Raw genomic sequence first — 18,753 nt, forward strand, 5'->3', positions numbered from 1 at the left:
CCTCAGCCCTTCTCCGGCTCGTATTCGTGGCAGACGGCCTCCATGTTGTTGCCGTCCGGATCGATGACGAAGGCGCCGTAATAATTCGGGTGGTAATGCGGGCGCAGCCCCGGCGCGCCATTGTCCTTGCCGCCGGCGGCAAGCGCCGCGGCGTGAAATCCGTCGACCTCGGCGCGGTTGCGCGCCGTGAAGGCAATGTGCTGACGCTCCTTCCCGCCCTCGCCCTCGCGCAGCCAGAAGGTCGGGCGCTCGCGGCCATAGCCGCCGACCTTGATGCCGCCGGTATATTCGGTCGGTACGACATAAAGCAGCGACGCGCCGAGCGGCGCCATGGCCTTGTCGTAGAAGGATTTGGAGACCTCGAAATTGGAAACGGTGATGCCGGTATGGTCGATCATGGAAAATCCTCCACTGGCCGTTCAGGCTGACGCAGTATCTAGCATTTCTAGGTTTTGTGCTTGAAGCTTTGCGTCCTCGGCCATGAGACCTGCGGCGATGACGATGTGGGTGCAGACTGTGTCGAGGTCGGAGAGGACGTCGCCGTTCCAGAAGCGGAGGATGGTCCAGCCCAGCGCCTCCAGTTTCCCCGTGCGCGCTTCGTCGGCCTTCGCTGTTTCAGCGTCGGCATGCTGGGAGCCGTCGACTTCTATGATCAGTTTTTTGGAAGGGCAGGCAAAATCGACGATGTAGCCAGCGATCGGCATTTGCCGCCGGAAAGGAAGTTCCATCAAACGATGGGCTCGCAACTCATTCCACAGTTTCAGCTCGGCCTCGGTGAGAGCGCGACGCATCTTTCGTGCATTTTTGCGGTTCGCGGGTGGGACGGGGTAGTGGGTCATGGGCGGCTATGCCTCGACCAATCACCCCCCTCTGTCCTGCCGGACATCTCCCCCTCAAGGGGGGAGATTGGCCGGCCGCTTTGGTTTCGCCAATCATCAACGTTGCACGAAAGGCGCGGGGGGCGACGCTGCGAATCTCCCCCCTTGAGGGGGAGATGTCCGGCAGGACAGAGGGGGGTGCTTTCCGCCCCCCTCACCGCTTCACCTCCCAGGTCGTTACGCGCTGGCCGGTGGCGGGGTCCTTGCCGTCCTTCAACTGCACGCCTTCCGCCAGAAGCGCGTCGCGGATGCGGTCTGCCTCCGCCCAGTTCTTCTGCGCTATGAAGGCCAAGCGCTCGGCGATGCGCGCCGAGACCTCGGCCTCGTCCACGCCTGCATGCGACATGTCAAAACCGAGGAACGCAAGGCTGGCCTTCAGCACACTCGCCGCCTCAGACTGCTCGGACGCTTCCGCCGCGAGTTCGTTGAGCACCTGGAACCCAGAATAGGTGCCGAGATCGTCGGCCAGCCGAGACAGGAGTTCGCCGGAGACGGCTGCGTCGGTATCGGTCGCGGTGTCGGCCACGCGCTTCCATTTGCGCAGTGTATTCTCAGCTTCCTCCAGCTTGCGCACGGAGAAATCGATCGGCTCGCGGTAATGCGTCATCAGCATCGCCAGCCGCAACACCTCGCCCGGCCATTTCCGCCCCCCGAACTTTTCCGTATGCAGCAGGTCGTAGATGGTGACGAAATTGCCCTCGCTCTTCGACATCTTCCGGCCTTCGACCTGCAGAAAGCCGTTGTGCAGCCAGTAATTGGCCATCACGGCGGTGCCGTGGGCGCAGCGCGACTGAGCGATCTCGTTCTCGTGGTGGGGGAAGATCAGGTCGAGGCCGCCGCCGTGGATGTCAAAGACCTCGCCGAGATAGGCCGCCGACATGGCGGAGCATTCGATATGCCAGCCCGGGCGCCCCCTGCCCCAAGGGCTATTCCAACCCGGCTCTTCGGGTGAGGAGAGCTTCCAAAGCACGAAGTCGCCAGGACTCTTCTTATGGGCGTCCACGGCGATGCGGGCGCCAGCCTGCTGCTGGTCCAGCGGGCGCTTCGAAAGCTGCCCGTAATCCGGCATGGAGCTGATATCGAACAAGACTTCGCCATTGGCCTCATAAGCATGGCCGCGCGCGATCAGGCCTTGAATCAGCCCGACCATATCGGTCTTGCCGTCGGGGCGCGGCTCAACGAATTCCGTGGCGCGCGGCTCGAAGGTCGGCGGCAGGCAGCCCAGCGCCTTGACGTCGTCGTGGAACTGGTTGGCTGTCTTCTCCGTGACGCGGCGGATCGCCTCGTTCAGCGAGAGTTTTCCGCTTGCAATGTCCTTGCCGAAATCTCGCAAGGCGCGGTCATTGATCTTGTCGTCGACGTCGGTGATGTTGCGCGCATAGGTGACGTGATCGTCGCCATAGAGATGGCGCAGCAACCGGAACAGCACGTCGAATACGATGACCGGCCGCGCGTTGCCGATATGGGCGAAATCGTAGACAGTCGGGCCGCAGACATACATGCGCACATTGCCGGGATCGATCGGGGAGAAATCCTCCTTCGCCCGCGTCAGCGTGTTGTAGATCCGCAAGATTTTGTCCGTCATTGCCCGTCCCGTTCCCTTCGTGCGCGCCTCCGCGATGGGCGCGCCAAACACCAGCCTGCTGGCCGGGGCGTTTTTCGGATCGGAGAGGGATGAACGAAAACGGCCGGACCAGCGAGAGCGCTAGCCGATAATGCAAATGCCGCAAATGGCCAAAGTCGTTTTCATGGCCGCCTTATCGCGCCGAGGCGCCACACGCGTCAAGCGGCGTGATCGCGAAATGAGGCGAACGGTCGTACAATGTTACGACAAAGCCATACGGGCGGCACCTTTTCGTTGCATTTCGCGAGTAGGCTTCTCGTCATAGGGCAGAGTTGGGGTCGGCGGAGTGCCCTGGCAGACGCGGAGATGACGCCGAGCCGATGTCTCCGGACCTGCGAGGCGCTCCGCCGGGCCTAGCCAGACGTGACGAGAAAGCAACACCGACAAGCTTTCCTTAATCATGTCTATACTTAGATGGCTTAATTGTCGGAATATGTAGGAGTCGCGGCCACGGTTTTGTCCAACTTGACAAACAAGTGGCGTCCGCCAAGCAAATGACCAAGGGAACTGAAATGTCTATCCTGAAGAGCGAAGCTGATCGAGCCCGCGCTCAAGCCGCCAACCTGGTGAAGCAGTATCGTGCGATCGGCCCGGCCGCGGTGGCCGGTGCGCTGGCCGCCGCCAAGAAGCGGAAGCCGATGGTGAAGGCCGTCACCGCCAAGGGCTGAGAAGCCGGCGGTTGCGCCTCTTCCCAAGAGGACGAGGCAAAGAACTGATCCTGCGTGCGAGGCCAGGCGAAACCGCGTGGCCATTTGCCGGGACAGGCTGAATTCCGAGTTGCTGAATGTTTGGACCGTGGCAGGCCGAAAGCTTGCCACAGGTGAGCCTGTTCAGAAGAGGCTGAACTGCCCGTCGTCCTTGGGCGGCTTGGGCTTTGGCTCGGGCTTTTTTGGCGCATCGGCTACGGCCGGCGGCAAGTCGGCGACACGCTCCTGGATCTCCGGACCGACATTGGTCACTTTGTTGACCAGGTCGGAAACCGGGATCGCGTCGAACAGTCCAGGTTCCGGTGGCCGCATGATATCGGCCACGTCGCGCGGCTCCAGCCGGCGGCAATCCAGCCATCGGGCAAAATCCTGCGGATGCACGACGACCGGCATACGGTCGTGGATGCCAGCGATATCGGCGCTCGCCGCCGTCGTCAGGATCGCGCCGGTGTCGATCTCCGAACCGTTCGGGTCGGCATAGGTTTCCATCAGGCCGGCGAAAGCAACCATCCCACCGTTGCGCGGCTTCAGGAAGAACGGCCGCTTCTCCCTTCCGATTGTCTTCCATTCGTAGAAACCGCTGGCCGGGATCAGCGCGCGGCGGTGGCGAAGCGCTGCCTTGAAGGTGCCGCGCTCGTCGGCCGTCTCGGAGCGCGCGTTGATCAGCAGCGGCAGGCTTTTGGGGTTTTTCGCCCAGCGCGGGATCAAGCCCCATCGCACCAGAAGCGCGCGCCGATCGGGCAGGTTCGAGCCAGGTTCACGTGCTTCGCCCGCGATCACGATCAGGATCGGCTGCGTCGGCGCGATGTTGTAGCGTGGCGGAAACGGTTCTACGTCCAGCAGGCCCATATAGGCAACGACCTCTTCCCAGGTTGCCATCAAGGTGAATCGTCCGCACATTCGGCCTTCTCCGTTGATCTCATCGCCCGTCTGGGGTGTGTTGGGCTGCCGGACCGAGACTCAGTGACTCTTAGTGTGGGATTCGCTGGAGCCGGCCGCAACCCTATCGCATCGCATCGTCCCTAAGGTGACAGCATGATTGCAGATGATCCGATCCCCGCCGTCTCCGTGGCGCTGGTGCGCGGCGAGCGGGTGCTGCTGGTCAAGCGCGGCATGGCGCCGTCGCGTGGGCTCTATGCCTTTCCCGGCGGGCGGGTGGAGGCGGGCGAGACCCTGGAGGAAGCGGCACGCCGAGAACTGTTCGAGGAGACGGGTTTGCAGGCCGGGCCGCTTCGTCCTGTGACCGAACTTCTGATCGGCGGAGCAAAGGGAGATGCGCCGGTCAGTTTCCGCCTGCAGGTGTTCTCCGGCTCTCACGTCGGCGGAGAGCCTGTAAGCGCCAGCGACGCCGAGGAAGCGGCGTTCTTCACGCTGACCGAGTTGCGGATGCTGCCTCTCACCGGCATGATCGAGGAAATCGCTCAACAGCTTCTCGCAATCCGCTGAAATCGCGAGAAAAGCCGCCGTCGCTCGCCTTGCCCTCGCCAGAATGCCCCATCACAGGACGCTCATGGTGCGACTTTCCTACGTGGTGCTAGCGCTTTCGGCGGCCCTGGCGGCAACGCCGCCAGGGCTGGCGCGCGCCGCCGAAGGCCCCTACGAGGACGGCCTGCTGAGGCTCTCCGAGGTCCTTGGCGCGCTGCATTTCCTGCGCAACCTGTGCGGCGAGAAGGGTGATGCCTGGCGCGCGGAGATGGAAAAGCTGCTCGCCACGGAAAATCCCGATCCGGCCCGGCGGGCGCGTTTCGTCGCGCGTTTCAACCGCGGCTACAGATCCTTCGCGGACAACTATACGAGCTGCACTGCCTCTGCCACCGAAGCGATCGTCCGCTACATGAAGGAAGGCGAGGATCTGGCCCGCGAGATAGCTGTCCGATACGGAAACTAGGAGCCCCTCGACTTTTGACCAATGCAAGCGCGGGGCAAGACGGGAATGTCTCAACAAACCGTCGAATTTTTTCTCAAAATATTGATATTGCTGATTTATCGCCCACGAATAGATACTGTATCGCACGCAGCCGCATTGAAACCACCCAGGGCCGGCGGCGGAATGCGAAGAACAAGACTGCATCAATAGTGATGGTGTGAGACGCCCCTGCCCGCGTGCCCCTGTGCGGCTTGCTGGGGACACCTCTTCGGCCTCTGGGACCGCAACTGATACGGCAGTGCCGGGCACGATTTGAGCACCAACATCAGCAGAAGAAATGAAACTGGTTTCATTTTCATTTCCGCTTGCACATAAGCTCTATTGCAAATAGTTCATAATCTTCGAATGGAGGAGCACGATGTCCGACGATCAGCTACTGCTTCAACTCACCGTAGACATCGTGTCGGCATATGTGACGAACAATCCGATCCCGGCCGCGGCCTTGCCCGGGCTTATCGCGGACATCAACATCGCAATACGAAGCCTGAGCGGACCTCCTCCAGAGCCCGAACCCGTGGAATTGGTTCCGGCGGTTCCAGTCAAGAAGTCGATCACGCCCGATTATCTCATTTCGCTCGAAGACGGCCGCAAGTTCAAATCGCTGAAGCGCCATCTGATGAGTCATTACAGCCTGACCCCGGAGCAATATCGCAAGAAGTGGAACCTCCCGGCCGACTATCCGATGGTGGCGCCCGGCTATGCGGCCCGTCGCTCCGAATTGGCGAAGACGATGGGCCTTGGCCGCAAGGCTGAGCCAGTCCCGAAGAAACGCGGTCGAACGCCCAAGGGCGGCTAGGAAGCCGATTGGAGTTGGGCGGCAGGCATTCTTTCGGGATGGGAGTAGCGCCTGTTGCGGACCATATCATCCGATTGGACGAATTGCAGCGACCGTGCCGGCAGGCTTAAATCGGCAATCATCCGAGCAGCCGCGTTGCGTTTGGGCTCTCCGGTGTAGTCAAATGTTGACATCTCGATACGGGCGGCCTCGCGGCTGCCCGTTTTTTCTTTTCGACCCTTCGGCCGGTCGGGCCTCCATTTGCTAGGTGGCTTACAATTGTGGCGCCGCCGCCACACACCGAAACGAACCGTTAATCCCTCTTTTCGGGGTTAACTTAATTTTTAGTCGTTGGTGTCCTCGCGTTCGCAATTGCGATAGACTGATGATAGGTAATGTCCATGGCATGCGAAATTCGCGGAAGACTGTAAGATTCGACCCAAAAAACGTCGTAATTACAATCTTTTAGTTTTGCGGCCCTGAGACTCGGAGATTTGAATCAGGTTGACCGCTCGCGGTCATGGATTTGAAGGGTGTAGATGTGAGTATCGAGCATAACACGAGTGACATCGATGCGTTGGTACGCGAGGAAAAGCGCCTGACCGCCGTTGAGTGCCACACGGAAGCCTGGGCCGAGGGTATTTCGGCCGGGATCGAGACCGACATCATCGCGGAAGCCGCGCTCGCCACGGCCCTTGGCGAGATTTTCCGCTGCAGCGGCGAGAACGTCACGCTCTCGCTGATCGACCGCATGCGCCAGAGGGTTGTCGCCGGCGACTTCGCACCTTCGCAGTCGCGACATTGAGTCGTCACGCGAATCCCCGATCCATGCTATAGGACTACAGGCGGACGGCGCTTTCGCGGAGATTTTATTGATGAGCTTCCTGGCTGCCCGGAGGGGGCACCCCGCGCCGGCCGCGGATAATTCTCGTATCCGCCGGCCCGTTCTGCTTTGCCTAACCTTCGGCCTGGCGCTTTCGCTGACCGCCGCTCCGGCGCTCGCACTGAGCGAGATCAAGCGCGAGGAACTCCCGGCGCCGACCGCCCCGGCACCGGAAGGCGACGACACCGAAAACTCGGTGCCTCTGCCGGAGTCGTCATCGCCTTCCGCGACCCAGGAGCCCGACGAATCGTTTCCTGCCGATCCTGACGGCACGACCCAGCCCGGCGAGGAGAACGGCCAGCAGTCCGCCCGGCCCGATCCGGATGAGCCGGTGCCCGAAGTGCTCTACGACGTCAGCCAGTTGCCGCCCCCGGTGCAGAAGCTGCGTGACCAGTTGCTCGAAGTCACGAAGAGCGGCGACATCGAGAAGCTGCGGCCGTTGCTCGGCATGGGCGACGACATGACCCAATTGTCGCTGATCGCCATCGAAGGCGATCCGATCGAGTATCTCAAAAGCCTCGCTGGCGACGAGGACGGACAGGAAATCCTGGCGATCCTCGAGGAGGTGCTTTCGGCCGGCTATGTGCATCTGGACGCGGGCAAGCCGGAGGAACTCTACGTCTGGCCATATTTCTTCGCTGTGCCGTTGGACAAGCTGACGGGCCCGCAACGCGTCGAACTGTTCAAGATCGTCACGGCCGGCGATTATGAGGAGATGAAGAATTTCGGTTCCTACATCTTCTACCGCGTCGGCATCACGCCGCAGGGCAAGTGGGCGTTTTTCGTCGCAGGGGAATAGGAGTCCCTATCGGGGCAGCGCTTCGGAAAACCGCACCGGCTGTCCCCTGCCCGGCGATACGATCTCGCCTTCCCACATGATTCGCTGACCACGCACGAAAGTGCCGACCGGCCAACCGGTTACGCGCCTGCCGTCATATGGCGTCCAACCCGCCTTCGACCCGGCCTGGGCGTTGGTTATCGTCTCGGAGCGCTTCAGGTCGACGATGGTAAAGTCGGCATCGTAACCGGCGGCGATACGCCCCTTTCCGGCCATGCCGAACAGCCGATTCGGGCCGTGGCTGGTCAGGTCGACGAAACGCTCCAGCGTCAGCCGCCCGGCGTTCACGTGGTCGAGCATGATCGGCACCAGCGTCTGCACGCCGGTCATGCCCGACGGCGAGGCCGGATAGTGTTTTGCCTTCTCGTCCAGCGTATGCGGTGCGTGGTCGGAGCCGAGCACATCGACCACCCCGTCAGAGATACCAAGCCATACGCCTTCGCGGTGGCGGCGCTCGCGCACCGGCGGGTTCATCTGGATCAACGTGCCCAGCCGCGCATAGTCGTCGGCCGTCAGCGTCAGGTGATGAGGCGTCGCTTCGCAAGTCGCGATGTCCTTGTGACCGCGCAGGAAAGCGATCTCTTCCGCTGTCGAGATGTGTAGGACATGGATACGCGCACGCGCACGCCGCGCCACCGACACCAGTCGTTCCGTGCAGCGCAGCGCCGCGATCTCGTCGCGCCAGACCGGGTGCGAGGACGGGTCTCCGGGTATGCGGAGCCCGGCGCGCTCGCGCAGGCGGAATTCGTCCTCGGAATGGAAGGCGGCACGGCGGCGGGTGTTGTTTAGGATCGAGAACACGCCATCGTCGTCCTCGACCAGCAGGTCTCCGGTCGAAGAGCCCATGAAGACTTTTATCCCGGCCGCGCCGGGCAAGCGTTCGAGTTCACCGACGTCGGCGGCATTGTCGCGCGTGCCGCCGACCCAGAAGGCGAAATCGCAATGCATTCTGGAGGTTGCGCGCGAAACCTTGTCAGCCAATGCAGCTTCGCTGGTGGTCAACGGGTTGGTGTTGGGCATCTCGAACACCGCCGTGACACCACCCAAGACGGCAGCGCGCGAGCCTGTTTCCAGATCTTCCTTGTGCTCCAGGCCTGGCTCGCGGAAATGCACCTGGCTGTCGACCACGCCGGGCAGGATATGCAGGCCGGTGCAGTCGACCGTCTCGCCAGCGGACGCCTGCGACAGGTCGCCAATGGCGGCCACGCGACCAGCGGTCACGCCAATGTCGCGCCGGCCGACGCCGTCATGATTGGCGACCGTGCCTTTTGTCAGGATCAAATCGTAGGTCGCCACCATCTCGTCCGCCACTCTTGTCCGCAGGTTTTTTGGGGCTTACGTAATGGCCCTGCCGATTGCAAGCTTCGAGCCGATTGCATGCCGACTACCCTTCTCGACGATCGCGCGCTGATTTCCGTTTCCGGGCCGGACGCGGAGCATCTGCTGCAGAACATCATCACCACCGATCTCGATCAGCTTGCCGCCGGCGAGGCGAGGCCTGGCGCGCTGCTCACGCCGCAGGGAAAAATCCTGTTCGACTTTTTGATCTCGCGCAAAGGCGAAAATGTGCTGCTCCTCGAGTGCCGTGCCGACATCGCCGACGATTTCGTCCGCCGCCTGATGCTTTACCGGCTGCGCGCCAAAGCCGAAATCAGCAAGCTGCAGCAACAGCTTGTGCGCGTTTGGTGGGAAGACAACTCAAACCCTGCGCAAACCGATACAAATCCCGATGGCGCTTTGCGCGACAGGCGCTTTGCCGAGCCGACAAAAGTCTGGCGCGCCTATGGCGAAGGCCCGGCGGGCGATGCGGACAACCGCGCCAATTGGGAAAGATTTCGCATTGCCAACGGCATAGCCGAAAGCGGCGGGGATTATGCGCTGAACGATGTGTTCCCGCATGACGTGCTGCTGGATCAGAATGGCGGCGTCGGCTTCCGCAAGGGATGTTATGTCGGCCAGGAAGTGGTGTCGCGCATGCAGCACCGCGGCACGGCGCGGCGGCGCGTGCTTGTCGCCACAGCCGAGGCAGACCTGCCGCCGCCAGGCACGGAAATCCTTGCCGGCGGCCGTTCTGTGGGTTCGCTCGGATCGTCCGCCGGCCACTCGGCTATTGCCGTCGTCCGCGTCGACAAGGTGAAGGCGGCAACGGATGCCGGCCTGCCGATCACGGCGGGCGTGGCCGCGCTGTCCCTTGCGATACCGGACTGGGCGACGTTCACCTTCCCGGCGGACGCCTCGGCCGCGGAAGACGCCTGATGGCGGCGGACCGGGCGGGAGCGCCTCCCCGCGCCTGGCAGCGCATGCTGTCGGGCCGGCGGCTCGACCTGCTCGACCCCTCGCCGCTCGATATCGAAATCTCCGACATCGCCCATGGCCTGGCGCGGGTGGCGCGCTGGAACGGCCAGACCTTCGGCGACCACGCATTCTCGGTGGCGCAACATTCGCTGCTGGTGGAGACGATCTTTTGCGTCCAGCAACCGGAGGCCTCGCCCGACCAGCGCCTGGCGACCCTCCTCCACGACGCGCCGGAATATGTCATCGGCGACATGATCTCGCCGTTCAAGGCGGTGGTCGGCGGCGACTACAAAGCGGTCGAGCAGCGGCTCCAACGTGCGATCCATCTCCGGTTCGCGTTGCCGCCGAAACTCGCCGAGAAGACGAAGACGGCGATCAAGCGCGCCGACCAGGTCGCGGCCTATTTCGAGGCGACTGTGCTTGCCGGCTTCGCAACGGCGGAGGCGGTTCGCTATTTCGGCCGGCCGAACGGCATCTCCGCCGACCGGCTCGACCTGGCGCTGCGTCCGGCGAAAACCGTTCAGGCCGCCTTCCTCAAACGCTTCGCGGCGATCGAGAAGGAACGCGCCGCGCGAGCGGTCGAGACGGTCCGAATCCCGACCGAAGCCGGGTGAGCTACTTCGTCTTGGCGTTGAGCCTCGCCTTGATGTGGAACGGTTGCCTCCAGGGGTGCGTGTTCGAACAGTCTTGATCACCGGCCCTGCCGCTCCAGACGGTCCAAAAACCATTGGGTGAGCCGCACCCACACCTCGTCCTTTTCGCCGGTATCCTCGCAGCCATGGTCGAGATTGGGATTGTCGTTGACCTCGATGACGAAGACGCCATCGCGAGTCTCCTTGAGGTCGACGCCGTAGAGCCCGTCGCCGATGCAGCGCGCCGCCTTCACCGCGGTCTCGACGACATGCGGCGGCGCTTCCTTCAGCGTGAAGGTTTTTATGCCGCCCTGGTCCGGCTTGCCGTTGGCCTTGTGATTGACGATCTGCCAGTGTTTTTTCGCCATCAGATAATGGACCGCGAACAGCGGCTGGCCGCCGAGCACGCCGACCCGCCAGTCATACTCCGTCGGGATGAATTTTTGGGCGATCAATAGATCGGAATCCTCCAGCCACTCGATGGCCAGCGTCTTCAACTCCTCGAAGCTTGACGCCTTCTTGACGCCACGCGAGAACGAGCTGTCGGGTATCTTGAGCACCAGCGGGAAACCCAGCGTGTCGGCCGCGAGCTGGAAGTCGGAGGGGCCGGCGATCATCACCGTCGGCGGCACCGGCACCTTGTTGAAGGTCATCAGCTCGTTCAGATAGACTTTGTTGGTGCAGCGGATCATCGACAGCGGGTCGTCGATGACCGGCATGCCCTCCTGTTCGGCGCGGCGGGCGAAACGATAGGTGTGGTTGGAGATCGCCGTCGTCTCGCGGATGAACAGCGCGTCGTAATTGGCGAGCTTCGCGAGATCCCGCTTGGTGATCGGCTCGACCTCGACGCCCATTTTTTCCGCGATGCGCGCCCAGTGGCGCAGCGAGCTGATTTCCGATGGCGGGAGCTGTTCGTTGGGGTCGACCAGCGTGGCGAAACTGTAGCGCGAGGGCGTGCGCGTCTTGGTATCGCGCCATTCGCGGCTGGTGTAGGCCTGCAGGCTGGCAAGGAAGCGCGGCTTCTCCTCCGGCGTCAGGCGGGCCAGCGGATGGAAGCCGATGCGGTGAATGGACGCCCATTGCTGGCTGTCGCGGATCGCTATTTCCAGCGCCGGTGCGCGGAACCAGTCGAACAGCAGCTTTGCGAAACGGTCCCAGGCTTTCGACGGGCCGATGCCGAAGAAGAACGAGACTTTTGGCGGGAAGCCGCCGCCAAGTTCCTTCCGGCATTTGTTGAGCGCCAGTTCCAGTTCGGGAAGCGCGTGCTCGTAGAGTTTGCGCTCCGACAGGTCGATCATCGTCTCGACGGTGGGGATGACCTTGTGGCCGCGCGAACCGGCGAGCAGCGAGGCGTAATAACCCCGGCTCTGGTAGGCGTAGCTGTTGGACAGGTTGATGACCTTCGGCCGCTGCCCGGCAAACAGCGCCGGATGGGCGAGGTAGTCGCGGTTGGTAATGATCTTGTGCGGCGTGTCGACCTGGTCGAGATCGCTGTTGCGGCCGGTGAGGATGACCCAGGTCATCGAGAATTCCGTGTGCGAGGGCGTTGCGGCAAAGGGTCGGATGGTTTTCCAGGCGGCACGACGGCCGTCAACGCGGTCACGGCGGCGTCGTTCCGTGGGTGGCCGTTGGCGGCGACCCATGCAAGGGCTCATGCGCCAAGGGCTTTTCGAAACGCAGGGCTGCCGCGCCGTCGGCGTAATAGTCTGGTTTGCGGCTGAACCGGCGATAGCCGGATTTTTGGTAAAGGCCGATGGCGCGAAGATTGTCCTCCCGCACTTCCAGCCGCATGGTTTTTGCGCCGCGCCGGGCGCTGAGAGTTTCGGCTTCGGCGAGCAGCGCGCGCCCGACGCCGAAGCGGCCCGGCGCGGCGGCGATCGAATAGAGCCGCGCGATTGTGCTGCCGATCCGGAACAGGACGACGCAGCAGCCGGCGACATCGCCAGCTTCTTCGGCGACCAATATTGCAGCCGAGGAGCCTGCCAGAAAGCTTCGCCAGGAGCGCCGGGATATGCGGTCGGCGTCGAACACGGCCTGCTCGACCGCGACGAGGGCGTCGAGGTCCGAGGCGCGGGCCGGGCGAATTTTCAGGGACATCGGGAAGCCGGAAAAACCTCGGTCGCGGAGGGGGAACGCAGGCAGACGATCTGCCGCCAGGACAAGCTTCCGCGCCGGCATCGGAATCGCTTTCGCTCCCCGATTTGGGCTGAATTGTGACGCGAATGAAAAGGGTGAACCGAGCAGTCCGGCCGAGTTCGGCAAGGGACCGGTGGCGGTATTTTCCGACAGTATGGAGCGCCGCCCCAGAGCGGGAAAATCCGCGCCGGCCATCGGTTCGTTTGTTCGTGAGGTGCGTGGCCCCGCCGTCATGACGTGTCGGGGCTATCCAGCGCGTAGACGGCCAGCGCATGGGCGTGCGCCAAAATTTCGTCGATCTCGCGGATATTGCGCGGATGCGCGGCGACCGGATCGTAGCGGGACAGCCGCCCGCCCGGCGGACGCCCGCGCCGCAGCGGCGCGAGGCGGCGGCTGGAGACGGTTCCGCCCCGTGCGGTTGCGGCATCGCGTCGTGCGCGCCAACGGGCGAAGCGTTGCGCCTGCCCCGGCAGGTCGTCGAGCGCGGCGCCGAGCGCTGCAAGGCGCTGGCCGAGACGCACGGCGTCGATCGGGTCGTTCGGCGATGGCGGTGGCGGCAGGGCGTGGTAGGTCGCGCCGAAATCCAGGCCCAATATGCGCGGTGCGGCGTGGGCGGGCACAGCGCGGCGTGGGACGCGGGACAGACGCCGCGGCGGATCGACCAGCGACAGCGAGAAGATGCGCAGGCTCGGCTTGGGACGTTTTTTCGGCCCCTTAGGCAGGAAGGCGCGGGGGCCTCGCTGGAGCGCCGGCTTGGGCTTGGGCGGGCGCAGGGCCGGCAGGGTTACCAACATCCCGCGCGCCGCCGCGATGATCAGGCGCCGCGCGGCAGATTCCGCCGGACGCAGCAGCCGCAGGACGGCAAGATAGAGCTGGCGCGGCAGGCTAAGTGCCGGGGACAGTTTACTTTTTTCGGCCCGCGCCAGCCTTGAAGCGGCGGCGTCTTTCTGCCGAAAGAAAGTAAACTGTCCCCCAGCGCCAACGCCCCCAGCGCCCATCCCCCCGCTCCCCATCCCGGCCATGGCGACGAGCATGGCGAGGATACGCTTCAGCGCCTCCAGGTTTTGCTCGATCGCCGCACGTCCGTCCATGGCCCCGGCTCCTTTCAAATCCGGCGGTGCTATTGTCGCCTGGGTTGGGACGGGCGGGGATAAGTGGTGGGAAAATAATGCCCTCGGATGCTGACCGCGACCAAGCGCAAAGGTCGTGTGAAGGGCAGCAAATGCTTGTGATTGCTGCGTTATTGGGAAGGCCGACAGTTTTCACAGGGGACGCCGCCCCTCAATGCCCTACCAGGCACTTCTCCCCGCAAAACGGGGAGAAGGAGGCTGAGGGGGGCGATTTCGCCAACCGTTGGAATTTTGCGACAGAGAGGTCAGGCGGCAGCATCGCGGTAACTGCTTCTGCAGTATCCAATCTCGCAATGACATGGAATCGAAGCAACCTGGATAAGCCGGACCTTGGTCTGAAAGTCCGATGTCGCCGACGCCGAATGCCGGCATTCGAACCCATTGTAGCCGTCCGGGACGCTTCCGCCACCGACCGAAACCTGCCGCTCGTCCACTTCCGCTAGGCGTCAGAGTTGGGGCCGCAAGCAGTCAGACAGCTTTCGGCATCCAAAATGGCGAAAGCGGCCGTATTCGACACCGGTAGGACCTCGGTCTCACGGCTCAAGGCGGACTGGACGGACCGGTAGATAGCCCCGATGAGACATGGAACACGGGTCCCATCTCCTTGGGTCGTCAGGTGGATTGGGCGGCGCAGAAGCGCGGACACGCCGCCCGCCCATACCCTACACCGACCCGATTTGCTACGGGCCGCTGGGCCGTCAAGCGATCTGAATGCGGCGCGTCACTTGCCCGTTGCTTTCCCAGTAGGTGTGTTTCTTGGCGATCCACGGATCGCTCATTGCCGGTTGGACGTTGCCGCTCGTATCGATCGCGCGTGAGGTGACGGTGTGCTCACCAACTGCAGGATTAGGCCAGTCTATCGACCACATCTGCCAGGCAAACTCCGCCTTGTCGGCTTCGTCGATGGTCGCTGGCATCCACTGTCCATCGTCGATCTTGACCTCTACCCGCTCGATCGGCGCGCCCCACGCGGCTCCGACGATCCGGTAGTCCTTTCCGGCATGAGTCACCCGGGCCGGCGCAGATTTGAGCCGCACCCGACCGACGGAGGTTTCCACCCACACAGTCTCGCCGTTGTGATCTTCCTCGCGAAGCGTAACGTAGTCGCGTCCCATGAATTTGTTCTCGAAGCGCTGGTCGCGCACGTCGATGCGCTTGAGCCATTTCGCATTCGCAATCCCGTACCAGCCCGGCGCTATTAGCCGAAGCGGGAAGCCGTTATCGGGCGGCAGGGGAGTTCCGTTCATCTCGTAGCAAAGGATGTTTTTCGGATCCATGGCTTCGGCGAGCGACATGCTGCGCGCGAAATTCTGCTTGAACTTGACGTCGTCGGCTTTTTTGATCTCGCCTTCGTCGGCGCCCCAGAAGACGACCTCGATGCCGCTGTCGAGGACCTCGGCCTCCTCCAGGATTGGAGCGAGCGGCGTGCCCGCCCAGCGCGCATTGCCTATGCCCCCGTTGAAAAAGGGGAGACCCGTGTTACCCGAACATTCGACCGTGAACGTGACCTCCTGGCGCGGCCGAGACCTGATGTCGGCGAGCGTCAGCGCAGTTGGCTTTTTGACCAGGCCGCCGATTTCGAGCTTCCAAGTGCTTGCGTCAATGACTGGCCGGTTGAAGTGCGCAATTGAGAAAAACTTGTCGTTGGGCGTTATCCAGGAGTCGAGGTCCTCCCATACGAGCTGGTTCTTGATAATCTCCGGAACTGGATTCGGCGGCAGTTGATCGAGCCATTTGACGACTTCCTCGCCGGGGTGGCTTGGAAATGCATAGGCGTGTCGGGTGGAGAGAAAGGCCGCAAGACCCGTAAGGGCCGCACTGCCCTTTGCGATGAATTCTCGACGCTGAAGCTTCTGCATGAAGGCGTCTCCCTACTGCGACCGGCTTGCCGGATGCAAAAATGGGAAAACCGGTCTGCTTGATTTCGGTACCGGGCAACATTTGCCTTATGCCGGCACGAGATGGATTTCAGTCCTGTCCGATGTCAAAGTCAAGGGTTCGGGGAAAGCCGAAATGAGGCCCGACCACGACCTCCAGCATTGTCACCTGCGACGTCTTCTTCCCTGCGACGACAAAGGTGCCCTGAACGGCCGACATCAGGCGCATTGCCGCCAAAGGTCGTAAGCCGGACGAATGGCAGCATTCCCGACGCAGCCGTCCAGAACCTGCCGTTCCGTTTCCCACCCCGAAGCTGATCTTCGTGTCCGAGAATTACGTGGGCGGGTGGAAGTCGACCTTCCTTTTCACGGCTTCGTCGACATCCTCCGGAGCCATCAGGATCGTAACCCTCGACTTCACCATGCCGCTGGCCTGGGCGACAATGGCTGTCGCAGCCATGTCGATGTTGCTCGGCAGATCGAGGATAATAACGAAGTCATCGCTGCCAAAGGCGAAGTAGAACACTTCGAGTTTGCCGCCCATTTCCGCGGCGAGTTGTTCGACCATCGCTCGCCGTTTCGAACCGCCCTCCTTCAGCAATCCTCCGAGACCTTGGTCCGTGTAGGAACCCTGTACGAGATATTTCGGCATGGCGTCTCCTTTTTTCAGTTCGTGGCGACCGAGGGCAGGTTTCAGCTGGCAATTGGAACGCGGAACAAGGTTGTCCGCAAGGGTCCATTGCCACATTCGTTGACATTTCATCGGCCGGCGGCTAATGGCGCCGGCATGATGAAAGCACTGTTCGCCGCCGCGCTGTATTACGCCCCGCTTCCATAGCGGCGGGTGTGCTTTTTTGTTCAACCGCTGCCCAGCCAGCGGTTGAGTTCCAGCAGGACGCCTCTGGCTTCGCAGCCTTGCAGAGGTTCAGTCCATGCCAGACAGAAGCGATACCAGTCCGACAATCGGCATCATAGGCTTCGGCGCCTTCGGGCAGCTCATCGCCCGCCACCTGCGCCCGTATTTCCGGATGTGCGCGCATGACCCCGTCCCCGGCCTCCAGCCGATCGCCGAAGGTCTTGGCGTTGCGCTGACCGGCCTCGATACGGCGGCGCGCTGCCCGGTTGTCGTGCTTGCCACGCCGGTCGGACGGCTGCAGGAGATCGTCGAGGCCGTGGCGCCGCATATAAGGCCGGGCACGCTCGTGCTCGACGTGGGATCGGTGAAGCGCGGCCCGGCTGAGATCATGAAGCGCGGGCTTCCCGAACATGCCGAGATCGTGGCCACGCACCCGCTGTTCGGCCCGCAGAGCGCGCGCAACGGCATCGCGGGATTGAAGATCGCCATATGTCCGATCCGGGGCCGCCGCTGCTTTCGCCTGGCCGCGTTCCTGCGGCATCGATTGCGCCTGGACGTCATCATGACCACGCCCGAGGACCACGATCGCGAGGCGGCGACGGTCCAGGGTCTCACGCATCTCATCGCGAAGGTGTTGGTGCAGATGGAGCCGTTGCCGAAGCGCATGACCACGAAAAGCTTCGATCTGCTGCTGGAGGCGGTGAACATGGTCCGCCACGATGCGCCGGAGGTTTTTCAGGCGATCGAGCGCGCGAACCCCTATTCGTCCGGCGTCCGCAAGCGATTTTTCGAACTGGCGTCAGCGCTGAACGCCGACCTGGCGGATGGCGCCGGGTAGGTGTGCCAAGCGCAGGACTTTCACCGTCAGCTCGCCAGCCCCGCCTTCAACTGGCGCCAGGCGTTGCCGGCGACGGCGTCGAGCACGTCCTTCGGCGCCGAGCTGACGATGGCGCAGCCAAAACCTTCGTCCAGCCAGTAGATGGCTGTGGGGCCGCCGTCGCCCTGCGCGTAAGTACCCTTCGCCTTCGTCTTGGGTTCGGGCGTCAGGTAGATCGACACCTGGTTGCCGTTGGGGTCCTTGTAGACAAGCAGCGCCGCCGCCGCGTGGCCGGCGGGCAGGATACGGCCGCCGAGCAGTTCGAACCCCTGGGCCGACAGGTCGGGCACCACCAGCTTCAGGCCGGTGCGCTTCGACAGCCAGTTTTGCAGATAGTCGCGGTCGTTGCCCTCGACCTCGACCACATGCGACTTGTCGACGGCGTAGGTGACATAGGCGCCGATGGCGCTGTCGGCGAGGCGGTCGGCGGGCGCGGCAGCGTCTTCCAGCGAGCCGGCCCCGGCGAAATAGCCCGCGGCTCCGCCGACGACGAAGATGATGGCCGCCGCCGCGGCCTGCCGCCACCAGGCATTGCCGGCGGCCGGCTGCGCGGGCCTGCCCTCGCCGGTGACGATCGCCGCCAGCCGAGGCGGCACCGGCTCGTCGGCGATGCCGGCAACCGCGTTGCGGACCAGCGCCAGATCGTCCGCATAGCGCGCGGCGCGCGCCTTCACGTCGGGATTGGCGCCGAGCCAGGACTGGTACAGCGCGCGCTCGTCCTCCGGCAGTTCCGCGTCGAGCGCCAGGTGGATGTCGCGGTCGGAAAAGTCGCGCGCGCTCATCGGTCGACCACCCGGATGGCGCGGCGGCGGGCGCCGTCGTCGAGAAGCGCGCGCAGGTCCTCGCGGCCGCGCGCGATGCGCGACATCAGCGTGCCGGCCGGCACGCCCAGAATGGTCGAGGCCTCGGCGTAGGAAAACCCTTCGACCGAGACCATCAGGATCGCGGCGCGGCGCTCGGGGCTGATGGTCTGCAGCGCCTGAAGCACTTCGCGCGAGCCCGCGTCCTCGGTCTGCTCGGCGGGTACGGCCATCGCCTCGAAACCGTCGAGCGGCAGCATGGCGGATTCGCCGCGTCGTTTGTCCTTGCGCATCTGGTCGACGAAGATGTGATGCATGATGGTGAAGAGCCATTTGCGCGGGCTTTCGCCGGTGCGCCAGTTGTCGAGATGGGCCAGCGCGCGCTCAAGACAGTCCTGGACGAGATCGTCCGCCCGGTCGCGGTCACGCAGCAGCGCGCGCGAATAGCGTCGCAGCCGCGGGATCTCCTCCAGGATCGCTCTTCGTCTGTCGTCCATAAGCGACGCTCGCACCGCCCG

General features: G+C 63.3%; 21 protein-coding genes. 9 read left to right on the top strand and 12 right to left on the bottom strand.

Annotated features, from left to right (window positions below; translation table 11 throughout):
* Window positions 1-2 precede the first annotated feature (2 nt).
* The 3 genes from ABMA59_RS16510 to cysS form a co-directional block, all read right to left on the bottom strand.
* Window positions 3-398 (bottom strand): VOC family protein, encoded by a 396-nt coding sequence (locus tag ABMA59_RS16510; RefSeq protein ID WP_349006474.1) that lies wholly within the window; start codon window positions 396-398, stop codon window positions 3-5.
* A 21-nt stretch (window positions 399-419) separates the two neighbouring features.
* The gene (locus tag ABMA59_RS16515) at window positions 420-839 is read right to left on the bottom strand and encodes an endonuclease domain-containing protein (RefSeq protein WP_349006475.1); all 420 of its coding nucleotides are present in this window, start codon (window positions 837-839) and stop codon (window positions 420-422) included.
* A gap of 193 nt (window positions 840-1,032) precedes the next feature.
* Entirely contained in the window at window positions 1,033-2,463 is a 1,431-nt protein-coding gene (gene cysS / locus ABMA59_RS16520; protein WP_349006476.1) for a cysteine--tRNA ligase, read from the bottom strand.
* A 551-nt stretch (window positions 2,464-3,014) separates the two neighbouring features.
* On the opposite strand from cysS, the gene ABMA59_RS16525 reads away from it, so the two are divergent.
* Window positions 3,015-3,170 carry a transcriptional regulator gene (locus ABMA59_RS16525; RefSeq protein WP_349006477.1) on the top strand — a complete coding sequence of 52 codons (156 nt, stop codon included), beginning with the start codon at window positions 3,015-3,017 and terminating at the stop codon, window positions 3,168-3,170.
* A gap of 162 nt (window positions 3,171-3,332) precedes the next feature.
* Here the strand turns inward: ABMA59_RS16525 and ABMA59_RS16530 are convergent, their stop codons facing one another.
* Window positions 3,333-4,109 carry an SOS response-associated peptidase gene (locus tag ABMA59_RS16530; RefSeq protein ID WP_349006478.1) on the bottom strand — a complete coding sequence of 259 codons (777 nt, stop codon included), beginning with the start codon at window positions 4,107-4,109 and terminating at the stop codon, window positions 3,333-3,335.
* 135 nt (window positions 4,110-4,244) lie between these two features.
* On the opposite strand from ABMA59_RS16530, the gene ABMA59_RS16535 reads away from it, so the two are divergent.
* The 5 genes from ABMA59_RS16535 to ABMA59_RS16555 all read left to right on the top strand — a co-directional run bounded on the left by ABMA59_RS16535 (window position 4,245) and on the right by ABMA59_RS16555 (window position 7,593).
* The gene (locus tag ABMA59_RS16535) at window positions 4,245-4,655 is read left to right on the top strand and encodes an NUDIX hydrolase (protein ID WP_349006479.1); all 411 of its coding nucleotides are present in this window, start codon (window positions 4,245-4,247) and stop codon (window positions 4,653-4,655) included.
* Window positions 4,656-4,719: 64 nt separating this feature from the next.
* Window positions 4,720-5,097, top strand: a complete 378-nt coding sequence (locus ABMA59_RS16540; protein ID WP_349006480.1) for a TIGR02301 family protein — start codon at window positions 4,720-4,722, stop codon at window positions 5,095-5,097.
* A gap of 397 nt (window positions 5,098-5,494) precedes the next feature.
* Window positions 5,495-5,932 carry a Ros/MucR family transcriptional regulator gene (locus ABMA59_RS16545; protein ID WP_349006481.1) on the top strand — a complete coding sequence of 146 codons (438 nt, stop codon included), beginning with the start codon at window positions 5,495-5,497 and terminating at the stop codon, window positions 5,930-5,932.
* Between the two features lie 526 nt (window positions 5,933-6,458).
* Window positions 6,459-6,716, top strand: coding sequence for a hypothetical protein (locus tag ABMA59_RS16550; protein WP_349006646.1), 258 nt, complete (start codon window positions 6,459-6,461; stop codon window positions 6,714-6,716).
* A 70-nt stretch (window positions 6,717-6,786) separates the two neighbouring features.
* The gene (locus tag ABMA59_RS16555) at window positions 6,787-7,593 is read left to right on the top strand and encodes a hypothetical protein (RefSeq protein ID WP_349006482.1); all 807 of its coding nucleotides are present in this window, start codon (window positions 6,787-6,789) and stop codon (window positions 7,591-7,593) included.
* Window positions 7,594-7,599: 6 nt separating this feature from the next.
* Here ABMA59_RS16555 and ABMA59_RS16560 read toward each other — a convergent pair whose 3' ends face one another.
* Window positions 7,600-8,931, bottom strand: coding sequence for a dihydroorotase (locus tag ABMA59_RS16560; protein ID WP_349006647.1), 1,332 nt, complete (start codon window positions 8,929-8,931; stop codon window positions 7,600-7,602).
* Between the two features lie 78 nt (window positions 8,932-9,009).
* Here ABMA59_RS16560 and ygfZ point away from each other — a divergent pair, with 78 nt between their 5' ends.
* Together ygfZ and ABMA59_RS16570 are read left to right on the top strand one after the other, a co-directional pair.
* Window positions 9,010-9,888 carry a CAF17-like 4Fe-4S cluster assembly/insertion protein YgfZ gene (ygfZ, locus tag ABMA59_RS16565; protein ID WP_349006483.1) on the top strand — a complete coding sequence of 293 codons (879 nt, stop codon included), beginning with the start codon at window positions 9,010-9,012 and terminating at the stop codon, window positions 9,886-9,888.
* Window positions 9,888-10,541, top strand: a complete 654-nt coding sequence (locus ABMA59_RS16570; protein WP_349006484.1) for a YfbR-like 5'-deoxynucleotidase — start codon at window positions 9,888-9,890, stop codon at window positions 10,539-10,541. The genes ygfZ and ABMA59_RS16570 overlap by 1 nt, the downstream gene beginning before the upstream one ends.
* Before the next feature lie 77 nt (window positions 10,542-10,618).
* Here ABMA59_RS16570 and ABMA59_RS16575 read toward each other — a convergent pair whose 3' ends face one another.
* From ABMA59_RS16575 to ABMA59_RS16595, 5 genes are all read right to left on the bottom strand, one after another.
* Window positions 10,619-12,082 (bottom strand): RimK family protein, encoded by a 1,464-nt coding sequence (locus ABMA59_RS16575; protein WP_349006485.1) that lies wholly within the window; start codon window positions 12,080-12,082, stop codon window positions 10,619-10,621.
* 76 nt (window positions 12,083-12,158) lie between these two features.
* A complete protein-coding gene (locus ABMA59_RS16580) occupies window positions 12,159-12,656 on the bottom strand; it encodes a GNAT family N-acetyltransferase (RefSeq protein WP_349006486.1) in 498 nt (165 codons plus the stop codon).
* A gap of 269 nt (window positions 12,657-12,925) precedes the next feature.
* Window positions 12,926-13,786: a hypothetical protein gene (locus ABMA59_RS16585; RefSeq protein WP_349006487.1), complete on the bottom strand. Its 861-nt coding sequence runs from the start codon at window positions 13,784-13,786 to the stop codon at window positions 12,926-12,928.
* A gap of 737 nt (window positions 13,787-14,523) precedes the next feature.
* Complete coding sequence (locus tag ABMA59_RS16590; protein ID WP_349006488.1) at window positions 14,524-15,684, bottom strand: sulfite oxidase; 1,161 nt, start codon at window positions 15,682-15,684, stop codon at window positions 14,524-14,526.
* Between the two features lie 352 nt (window positions 15,685-16,036).
* A complete protein-coding gene (locus ABMA59_RS16595; RefSeq protein WP_349006489.1) occupies window positions 16,037-16,564 on the bottom strand; it encodes a GYD domain-containing protein in 528 nt (175 codons plus the stop codon).
* A gap of 70 nt (window positions 16,565-16,634) precedes the next feature.
* Between ABMA59_RS16595 and ABMA59_RS16600 the strand changes: the two genes are divergently transcribed.
* A complete protein-coding gene (locus tag ABMA59_RS16600; protein ID WP_349006490.1) occupies window positions 16,635-17,396 on the top strand; it encodes a prephenate dehydrogenase/arogenate dehydrogenase family protein in 762 nt (253 codons plus the stop codon).
* Window positions 17,397-17,422: 26 nt separating this feature from the next.
* Here the strand turns inward: ABMA59_RS16600 and ABMA59_RS16605 are convergent, their stop codons facing one another.
* Both ABMA59_RS16605 and ABMA59_RS16610 read right to left on the bottom strand, forming a co-directional pair.
* On the bottom strand, window positions 17,423-18,217 hold the full coding sequence (locus ABMA59_RS16605; protein ID WP_349006491.1) for an anti-sigma factor family protein: 795 nt from the start codon (window positions 18,215-18,217) through the stop codon (window positions 17,423-17,425).
* Window positions 18,214-18,732 (bottom strand): sigma-70 family RNA polymerase sigma factor, encoded by a 519-nt coding sequence (locus ABMA59_RS16610; RefSeq protein ID WP_349006492.1) that lies wholly within the window; start codon window positions 18,730-18,732, stop codon window positions 18,214-18,216. The genes ABMA59_RS16605 and ABMA59_RS16610 overlap by 4 nt, the downstream gene beginning before the upstream one ends.
* Window positions 18,733-18,753: the final 21 nt, after the last annotated feature.

It is taken from the genome of Mesorhizobium yinganensis (genome assembly GCF_040081985.1).
Lineage (GTDB): Bacteria > Pseudomonadota > Alphaproteobacteria > Rhizobiales > Rhizobiaceae > Kumtagia > Kumtagia yinganensis.

What these genes read in the sequence shown, in the direction of transcription:
- ABMA59_RS16510 (WP_349006474.1), bottom strand. Translation starts at nt 398, where the DNA reads ATGATCGACCATACCGGCATCACCGTTTCCAATTTCGAGGTCTCCAAA.
- ABMA59_RS16515 (WP_349006475.1), bottom strand. Translation starts at nt 839, where the DNA reads ATGACCCACTACCCCGTCCCACCCGCGAACCGCAAAAATGCACGAAAG.
- cysS (WP_349006476.1), bottom strand. Translation starts at nt 2,463, where the DNA reads ATGACGGACAAAATCTTGCGGATCTACAACACGCTGACGCGGGCGAAG.
- ABMA59_RS16525 (WP_349006477.1), top strand. Translation starts at nt 3,015, where the DNA reads ATGTCTATCCTGAAGAGCGAAGCTGATCGAGCCCGCGCTCAAGCCGCC.
- ABMA59_RS16530 (WP_349006478.1), bottom strand. Translation starts at nt 4,109, where the DNA reads ATGTGCGGACGATTCACCTTGATGGCAACCTGGGAAGAGGTCGTTGCC.
- ABMA59_RS16535 (WP_349006479.1), top strand. Translation starts at nt 4,245, where the DNA reads ATGATTGCAGATGATCCGATCCCCGCCGTCTCCGTGGCGCTGGTGCGC.
- ABMA59_RS16540 (WP_349006480.1), top strand. Translation starts at nt 4,720, where the DNA reads ATGGTGCGACTTTCCTACGTGGTGCTAGCGCTTTCGGCGGCCCTGGCG.
- ABMA59_RS16545 (WP_349006481.1), top strand. Translation starts at nt 5,495, where the DNA reads ATGTCCGACGATCAGCTACTGCTTCAACTCACCGTAGACATCGTGTCG.
- ABMA59_RS16555 (WP_349006482.1), top strand. Translation starts at nt 6,787, where the DNA reads ATGAGCTTCCTGGCTGCCCGGAGGGGGCACCCCGCGCCGGCCGCGGAT.
- ABMA59_RS16560 (WP_349006647.1), bottom strand. Translation starts at nt 8,931, where the DNA reads ATGGTGGCGACCTACGATTTGATCCTGACAAAAGGCACGGTCGCCAAT.
- ygfZ (WP_349006483.1), top strand. Translation starts at nt 9,010, where the DNA reads ATGCCGACTACCCTTCTCGACGATCGCGCGCTGATTTCCGTTTCCGGG.
- ABMA59_RS16570 (WP_349006484.1), top strand. Translation starts at nt 9,888, where the DNA reads ATGGCGGCGGACCGGGCGGGAGCGCCTCCCCGCGCCTGGCAGCGCATG.
- ABMA59_RS16575 (WP_349006485.1), bottom strand. Translation starts at nt 12,082, where the DNA reads ATGACCTGGGTCATCCTCACCGGCCGCAACAGCGATCTCGACCAGGTC.
- ABMA59_RS16580 (WP_349006486.1), bottom strand. Translation starts at nt 12,656, where the DNA reads ATGTCCCTGAAAATTCGCCCGGCCCGCGCCTCGGACCTCGACGCCCTC.
- ABMA59_RS16585 (WP_349006487.1), bottom strand. Translation starts at nt 13,786, where the DNA reads ATGGACGGACGTGCGGCGATCGAGCAAAACCTGGAGGCGCTGAAGCGT.
- ABMA59_RS16590 (WP_349006488.1), bottom strand. Translation starts at nt 15,684, where the DNA reads ATGCAGAAGCTTCAGCGTCGAGAATTCATCGCAAAGGGCAGTGCGGCC.
- ABMA59_RS16600 (WP_349006490.1), top strand. Translation starts at nt 16,635, where the DNA reads ATGCCAGACAGAAGCGATACCAGTCCGACAATCGGCATCATAGGCTTC.
- ABMA59_RS16605 (WP_349006491.1), bottom strand. Translation starts at nt 18,217, where the DNA reads ATGAGCGCGCGCGACTTTTCCGACCGCGACATCCACCTGGCGCTCGAC.
- ABMA59_RS16610 (WP_349006492.1), bottom strand. Translation starts at nt 18,732, where the DNA reads ATGGACGACAGACGAAGAGCGATCCTGGAGGAGATCCCGCGGCTGCGA.